Genomic DNA, 8331 nt, shown 5'->3' with positions numbered 1-8331 from the left:
CCCTACTTTACCTTTCTCAAGTAAAGGTCCTAATGTAACGTATTTATCATAAATTTTAGTATAGTCACGTTCTACAATAGAGAAGTTAGGCATAGTTTTACCTGGAATACCTTCTACTTCACCTTTAGACCAATCTTTAACGATACCGTATTCAGAACCTAGTTCTTGTTTAGAGTCATGTGCAAGTGGTGTAGTTACCACATCTTTAAATGTACCTGGTAAATAATCTTTAGCCATTTCTGAAATTGCTTTACTCAATGTTTTGTAAATGTCCCAGTCAGAACGTGACTCCCATAATGGATCAATTGCTGGATTAAATGGATGAATAAATGGATGCATGTCGGTTGAAGATAAGTCATGTTTTTCATACCAAGTTGCTGCTGGCAGCACAATATCAGAATATAAAGGCGTTGCAGTCATTCTAAAATCTAATGATACAAGTAAATCTAATTTACCTACTGTATCTTCTCTCCATTTAATTTCCTCTGGTTTATCATCTTCATTCGGTTCAGCCATTAATCCTGAACGTGTACCAAGTAAATGTTTCATAAAGTACTCTTGACCTTTAGCTGAACTTGAAATTAAGTTAGATCTCCAAACAAATAATGTTTTAGGATGATTTTTTCTTAAATCTGGGTCTTCAATAGCAAATTCTGTTTCTTTATTTTTCACTGATTCAATCGCACGTTTTAAAATAGCTTCATTTGAATCATCGCCCGCATCTTTTGCTTCTTCACCAAATAACAAACTGTTTTTATTAAATTGTGGATATGAAGGTAACCAACCTAAACGTGCTGCTGTCACATTATAATCTGCTGGATGCTGATGTTTAATGTTGTTAGCAAGTGGTGATTTCAATTTATCTACATTAGATTCTTCATATTTCCATTGATCAGTTGCAAAATAGAACCAACTTGTACCATTTTGTAAACGTGGTGGACCTTGCCAATCTTTAGCGAAAGCTACAGTATTCCATCCTTCAATTGGACGACATTTTTCTTGCCCAACATAGTGAGCCCAACCTCCACCATTAACACCTTGGCATCCACATAATAGAACTAAATTCAATACAGCACGGTAAATGGTGTCAGAGTTAAACCAGTGGTTAATCCCAGCACCCATAATAATCATCGAACGTCCTTTAGTATCAATAGCATTTTGTGCAAATTCTCTTGCGACTTGTGTCACTAATTCTTGTTTAATACCTGTAACGTTTTCTTGCCATGCAGGTGTATATTTAGATTCACTATCTTCATAAGATTTAGCTTCTAACTCATGACCAAATCGTTTAATACCATATTGACTAGCCATTAAATCATATACTGTAGCAATACGTACTTCTTTACCATCTGCTAATTTAACTTTTTTAGTTGGGATAGGTCGTTCGAAAATACCGTCTCCTTGACTATCAAAGTAAGGGAATTGAATGGTTTGTAACTCATATTCTTCTTCTGCAACAGATAAAGCTGGATCAATTTTACTTCCATCTTCTGTTTCAAGTTTTAAATTCCATTGTTTGCCTTCTTCCCAACGTTGACCCATTGTACCGTTTGGAACCACAAGTCGATGGCTAATCGCATCGTGAATAACTGGTTTCCACTCACCATTTTCACTTTTTATACCTAAATCGCTTGCACGTAAAAATCGTCCTGCCTTATAACCATTCTCATCTTCATCCAGCATCAATACAAATGGCATATCTGTATATTGCTTTGCATAATTAACAAACATATCACTTGGTTTATCTTCATAAAATTCTTGTAAGATGACATGCGTCATAGCTTGAGCAACTGCGGCATCTGTTCCTGGATGAGGTGCTAACCAATTATCAGCAAATTTAACATTTTCTGCATAATCTGGTGCTACAGACACCACTTTTGCACCTTTATAACGTACTTCAGTCATAAAATGGGCATCAGGCGTACGAGTAAGTGGAACGTTAGATCCCCACATAATGATGTAAGAGGCATTGTACCAATCACTTGATTCAGGTACATCAGTTTGTTCACCCCAAATTTGAGGAGATGCAGGTGGTAAATCAGCATACCAATCATAAAAACTTAACATTTCCCCGCCTAATAAATTAATAAAACGCGCACCAGATGCATAACTAATCATCGACATTGCTGGAATAGGTGTAAAACCAGCGATTCTATCCGGACCATCTTTTTTAATGGTATAAAGAATTTGTGCTGCGATAATATCTGTTACATCTTTCCAACTTGCACGTACATGTCCACCTTTACCACGTGCTTCTTTATATAATTTAGCTTTCTTTTCATCTTCAACGATAGATGCCCATGCGGCGATACGATTTCCATTATTGTCTTCAAGTGCTTCTGTCCATAGATCTAATAGTTTACCTCTAATGTAAGGGTATTTTACACGAAGTGGGCTGTATTCATACCATGAAAATGACGCGCCACGTGGACATCCACGAGGTTCAAATTCAGGCATATCTGGACCACAACTTGGATAGTCAATTTGTTGATTCTCCCACGTAATCACACCATTTTTAACGAAAACTTTCCACGAACATGATCCTGTACAGTTTACGCCATGTGTGGTTCTTACTACTTTATCGTGACTCCATCTTTCACGATACATTTTTTCCCATTCTCTACTTTTACTTTCTAAAACTGACCAATTTCCATTAAACGTTTCAGTTGGTTTGAAAAAGTTTAATCCGAATTTTCCCATTTATATAAATCCTCCTACCTGCAAAGGTAATACGTTACTTATGTCCAATGTTATTTAAAGAAATTTCATTTAAATTGTACATTTTTTCACATGGTTTTTATATTAGGGAATTACCTATTTCATATAAAAGAATCCCTAAAAAAAGTGAGATAACACACGTTTTAAATATCGTGTTATCTCACTTATGACATTCGAAGCGTAAAGAACTACACTTCAATATATTTAATATTTTGGTGCTGCGTTATGATCGATTCATATAAATACTTTTGTGAAGAATGATAAGTTTCATCATATTGAATTAAGCATTTTAAATACTGTTGAGATAAGTCTTCTGCTTTTGAAAGGGCTAAGTCTTTATTCCCTTTAATAACGTACAATGTTTCATCTATTGTTTGTTTTGAGTGTATAATCTTTTCGTCATCCATATAGTTAATGATATGACCTAATATACAAATTCCTGGATCATGTTTAATATTAAGCTTAGATAATTGATGTTCAATAGTGCTTAGTTTACCAACCACTATGGCTTCGTTATAACACGTAGCATTAAAAATGATAGCAATATCATAATCTTCTTTAGTATATCTTCTAATTTGATTAATAATATCATTTAATCGTTTAATTCCCATATAAATTGCCAAAGTCCCACCATTAGCTAAATTACGTATATCCATGTCTTGATCAATATCATCTTTAAAATGACCTGTGGAAAATGTAACACTTGGTGCTACTGAGCGCATCGTTAAACCTAAGTCTAATGAAGCTACCGCTGCACTCGCAGAAGTTACCCCAGGTACAATATCATAAGCAATCTGATGTTCTTTTAAAATGTCTATTTCTTCAGTTACTCGGCCAAACACTGCTGGGTCTCCACCTTTTAAACGTACAACAATTTTATACTTTTTCGCTGCTGCTACTATTTTTAAATTGATACCTTCTTGTTGAATATGTTTAGTATAAGGTTTTTTTCCAACATCTATGATTTCAGTAGTTGGCTTTGCATATTGTAATATCAATGGATTGACAAGACGATCATATAAAATAACATCTGCTTGACGAATTAATCGTTCTGCTTGTTTAGTTAGCAAATTAGGATTGCCAGGACCAGCTCCAATTAAATATACTTTTCCAAATTCACTTTTAGTGACTAGAGACATATAAATACGTCTCCATCTTGAATTTCAACTTGATATGTTTCAACACAACCTGTATCAGGTTCTTGCACTTCACCCGTATTCAAATCAATTTTTTGATCGTGGAGTGGACAATAAACATATTCTCCACTTACAGTACCTTCAGATAACGGTCCTTCTTTATGTGGACACACATTATTAATAGCATGCACTTCTCCATTTTCTGTTAAAAATATACCGATTTGTTTATCTTTAACGATAACCTTTTTACCAATTAATGGTGTTAATTCATCCATAGTTGTTACTTTAACTTTTTCCATTACACTCATCCTCACACTTTCTCGACTTCAAATATTTTTTGTGCTTCTTTATTTTCAACAATAGCTTCCCAAGGTTCTTCTTCAAGTGCTTGTTTTGCATCCATAATTCTATCAAAAAGTTCTTTTTGACGTTGTTCATCTAAAAGCACTTCCTTAACATGATCAAATCCTAGTCGTTTAAGCCATGGTGCTGTTCGTTCAGCATATATTCCAGTCTCTCTGTAATACTGCATAAGCGCACCACAAAGTTGTACCACTTGATCTTCTGTTTCAACAGTAGTAAGTAATTGACCTACAGTTACCTCTGTACCACCGTTACCGCCAATATAAATTTGATAGCCATTTTCTACTGAAATGACACCAAAGTCTTTAACACCTGATTCTACACAGCTTCTTGGACAACCAGAAACACCCATTTTAAATTTATGAGGTGTGTCTATGTATTCAAATGTTTTTTCTAATCGAATACCTAAACGTGTAGTATATTGTGTACCAAATCGACAGAATTCTTTACCAACACAACTTTTCACAGAACGCGTTTTCTTACCATATGCAGAGGCAGAGCGCATACCTAAATCTTTCCAAACTTTTGGTAACTCATCTTTTTTAAGACCATATAACCCTACACGCTGAGACCCTGTTACTTTAACAAGAGGCACGTTATATTTTTTCGCTACTTCACCTAAACGAATTAATTGGTCAGCATCTGTGACACCACCACGCATTTGTGGAATCACTGAGAAAGTACCATCATTTTGAATATTTGCATGATAACGTTCGTTCGCAAATCTTGATGCTTTTTCATCTTGGTGTTCATGAGGATATACCATATTTAGATAGTAGTTAATAGCTGGGCGACATTTTGGACAACCATTTTTATCTTTAAAATCAAGTACATGACGAACTTCTTTTGATGTTTTTAAACCTTTAGCTCTAATTTGGGTAACAATTTCATCACGTGTTAAATCAGTACATGCACAAATACCCGTTGGTTTAGCAGCTACAAATTCATCACCTAATGTACATTTTAGTATTTCTCCAATTTGTCCTTTACATTTACCACAAGAATTTCCTGCTTTGGTTGTTTTTGTAACCTCATCTACAGTAGTCAACCCATTTGTTGTAATTGCATTGACAATCGTACCTTTATCTACACCATTACAACCACAAATTGTTTCATCATCAGGCATATCTGCTATTGAAGTTCCACTTTCTTCTCCGCCTTTATGAAGAAGTGACACTAGTGTGTAGTCCTCTAGTGATTCATGTTTTTTCATCATATTATAAAATCTTGAACCATCATCTGTATCGCCATATAAAACGGCACCTACCACTCGACCATCACTTAGGTAGACTTTTTTGTAAATATTATCTACACTGTTAAAGATTTCGATACCGTGTACAGTTTCATCTTCAACGATTTGTCCTGCACTATATAAATCACAACCTGATACTTTTAAAGACGTAAATGTCGTAGATCCTTTATATCCTTCAGTCTCTTTACCTGTTAAATAATCAGCAAGCACTTTACCTTGTTCATAAAGAGGTGCAACTAAACCATATACTTTACCATTGTGTTCTGCGCATTCACCCACGGCATAGATATGTTCATCAGATGTTTGTAAGTAATTATTAACGACGATACCTCGATTCACTTCTAATCCCGCTTCACGAGCTACTTCGGTAAATGGACGTATACCAACAGCCATAACGACTAAATCTGTTTCTATTACTCTACCATCAGCTAGCTTAATAGCTTCTACATCATCTGTTCCTATAATTTCTTTAGAATTTGCTTGTAGTTCAATATGCATGCCTTGACGTTCTAAATCAGCTTTTAACATATCTCCAGCTTTACGGTCTAATTGCATTTCCATCAGCCATTCTGCTAAGTGAAGAACTGTCACATCCATACCTTGATCCATTAATCCTCTTGCACATTCTAATCCAAGAAGACCTCCACCAATAACAATGGCACGTCGTTTTGTTTTAGCAATTTCAATCATACGCTCAGTATCTTCAATTGTGCGCCAACCGATGACACTTGGTAATTCTGATCCAGGTATAGGTAAAACAAATGCCTTTGAACCCGTCGCAAAGATACAGATATCATAAGCTACAGTGATACCTTTAGATGTAGTGACAGTTTTGGATTGTCTATCTACTTTTTCAACTGGATCATCTACAATTAGTTCAATATGATGTTCTTTATACCAGTCATAATCATTCATAATCGTTTCTTCAACTGTTATTTTCTTTTGTAAAATGTTGGATAACATGATTCGATTATAATTAGGATAAGGTTCTTTACCGATAATTGTAATGTCAAATTGAGAATCTGAACGTTCTAAAATTTCTTCAATTGTTCTTAAACCAGCCATACCATTACCAATCATTACGAGTTTTTGTTTAGCCATATCAATGCCCCTTTTATTACATTTAATTATTATTAAATTCAAATAGTTTTGCACTCACTATTCTTTACAAGGCTATTTTATACCATATTCTTTTGAATTTGTGATTATTTTCACACTTAAATGTAAAATCGGGGATTTCCCTAATAAAAAACACCTTCCATTACATAAGTGAGGATTTAGCACTCATATAATGAAAGATGTATGTAGTTACTATACTGTTAATTCTTTTAATCGCTCTCGAATAATCGATTTTAAAATAGGGTCGAAATTAATAGACGGAGTCATGTGCAATTCATTAGCAATATCCATCTCTGATATAAGACCTTTTACTTTATTAACTAAACGTCCATCATATAAAAACATTGGAACCACAATAAGATGACGATATTGTCTTGAAAGTTGATCTAAATCATTTTTAAACGTAATATCTCCATATAACGTACGGCAATATATAGGTTTGTCTTGCTTTAACTTAGTACTAAATTCTTTTAGTTCATCATGTGCTTTAGTATAAGAAAAGCTACCATGTGCAATCAATACAACTGCCACATCTGACTCTTTATTCATATCCACATCATTAATACGTTGTTCTACTAAATCCACCATATATGGATGCGTACCAAGAGGCGCACTAATTTCATATATTATATTTGGATGTGCTTGTTTAATGTTTCTTAACATCTCTGGAATGTCTACAATGTAATGCATGGCTGAAAATATAAGTAAAGGTACAACTTTAAATTGCGTTTCCCCTTTTTCTATTAAATTAGTAATAGTATTTTCAACGCTTTTTTCTTCACTTTCAATAAAAGCAAGCTCATAAGCGTAAGTTTCATCTTGTAATAAACTATCTATAAATTCACCGAGTGCTTTATTTTGATCTCCTTTTCTCATGCCATGAGCTACTAGAATATTCGCAACCAAATGGTTTCCCCCTTATTATTTTAATGTTGATTAAAATAATAAGATTTTCTGAATATTAAGTCAATATGTTGGGGATTAAAAGAGCGAAAATGTCTCTCGATATTTCCGCTCTTTGATCGTCTTACTATGCTTTTATACTGTCTCTTTTTCCGTTTAAATAGGCATAAACAAGTCCTACAAAAATACCTCCACCAATATAGTTACCTACAAAAGCAAATACGATATTTTTTAGCACATCTATCCATGATAATGCATCACTATTATAAAAAATCATTCCTGCATATAATCCAGCATTAAATACAACGTGTTCATATCCCATAAATACAAATACTATAACACCAACAGCAATGAAAAATGCGCGCGCTAAACCTTCTTTAAAAAGCATTGAAACATAAATACCAATATTAATAAAGAAGTTACAGAATATCCCTTTGATAAGAATATTTAACCAAGTTGATTCTACCGTTTTTAAATGTACTGTTTTACCTAGACTTGCAACCATTTCAGGTGTCATCACATGTGTACCCTTCATTAATAAGAATAAAATAAACCCACCTATAATATTTCCAATAAAACAAAATAAGAATATGTATAACATTTTTTTAACTGCAATGACTTTGTAGTACCATCCGACAGTTAAATACATAAAATTACTAGTAAGTAATTCTGAATTAGTTAGAACAATAAGAACTAAAGCTAAACTAAATGAGATTGCTCCTAATAAATTAACAAGTCCATCATTTGTTCCTGCAAACTGTGTTTTGATTGCTAACATAAATACTGTAACAATAGCTAATAAAAATCCTGACATCATTGACTTTAGTAAATATCGTCCAG

At 33.9% G+C, this 8331-nt stretch carries 6 protein-coding genes; all 6 read right to left on the bottom strand.

The window, feature by feature from the left end; translation table 11 throughout:
- Positions 1 to 2700 (bottom strand): nitrate reductase subunit alpha (locus HMPREF2647_RS07580; protein WP_070859833.1); only part of this gene is annotated, 2700 nt, incomplete at its 3' end.
- Positions 2701 to 2906: 206 nt separating this feature from the next.
- The gene (gene cobA, locus HMPREF2647_RS07575; protein ID WP_070859831.1) at positions 2907 to 3857 is read right to left on the bottom strand and encodes a uroporphyrinogen-III C-methyltransferase; all 951 of its coding nucleotides are present in this window, start codon (positions 3855 to 3857) and stop codon (positions 2907 to 2909) included.
- Positions 3848 to 4162: a nitrite reductase small subunit NirD gene (nirD, locus tag HMPREF2647_RS07570; RefSeq protein ID WP_029376759.1), complete on the bottom strand. Its 315-nt coding sequence runs from the start codon at positions 4160 to 4162 to the stop codon at positions 3848 to 3850. Before nirD ends, cobA begins: the two co-directional genes overlap by 10 nt.
- A 2-nt stretch (positions 4163 to 4164) precedes the next feature.
- Entirely contained in the window at positions 4165 to 6570 is a 2406-nt protein-coding gene (gene nirB / locus HMPREF2647_RS07565) for a nitrite reductase large subunit NirB (protein ID WP_019834824.1), read from the bottom strand.
- A gap of 210 nt (positions 6571 to 6780) precedes the next feature.
- The gene (locus tag HMPREF2647_RS07560; RefSeq protein WP_049379318.1) at positions 6781 to 7494 is read right to left on the bottom strand and encodes a sirohydrochlorin chelatase; all 714 of its coding nucleotides are present in this window, start codon (positions 7492 to 7494) and stop codon (positions 6781 to 6783) included.
- A gap of 124 nt (positions 7495 to 7618) precedes the next feature.
- Positions 7619 to 8331, bottom strand: a 713-nt coding sequence (locus HMPREF2647_RS07555; protein WP_070859829.1) for a formate/nitrite transporter family protein, incomplete at its 5' end; no start/stop codon positions are given.

Origin of the sequence: Staphylococcus sp. HMSC035D11, from assembly GCF_001836075.1 — a bacterium.
Lineage (GTDB): Bacteria > Bacillota > Bacilli > Staphylococcales > Staphylococcaceae > Staphylococcus > Staphylococcus hominis.
This window is presented reverse-complemented; position numbering and strand designations above follow the sequence as displayed.

Coding starts and splice junctions, on each gene's coding strand:
- cobA (WP_070859831.1), bottom strand. CDS start 3,857: ATGTCTCTAGTCACTAAAAGTGAATTTGGAAAAGTATATTTAATTGGA.
- nirD (WP_029376759.1), bottom strand. CDS start 4,162: ATGAGTGTAATGGAAAAAGTTAAAGTAACAACTATGGATGAATTAACA.
- nirB (WP_019834824.1), bottom strand. CDS start 6,570: ATGGCTAAACAAAAACTCGTAATGATTGGTAATGGTATGGCTGGTTTA.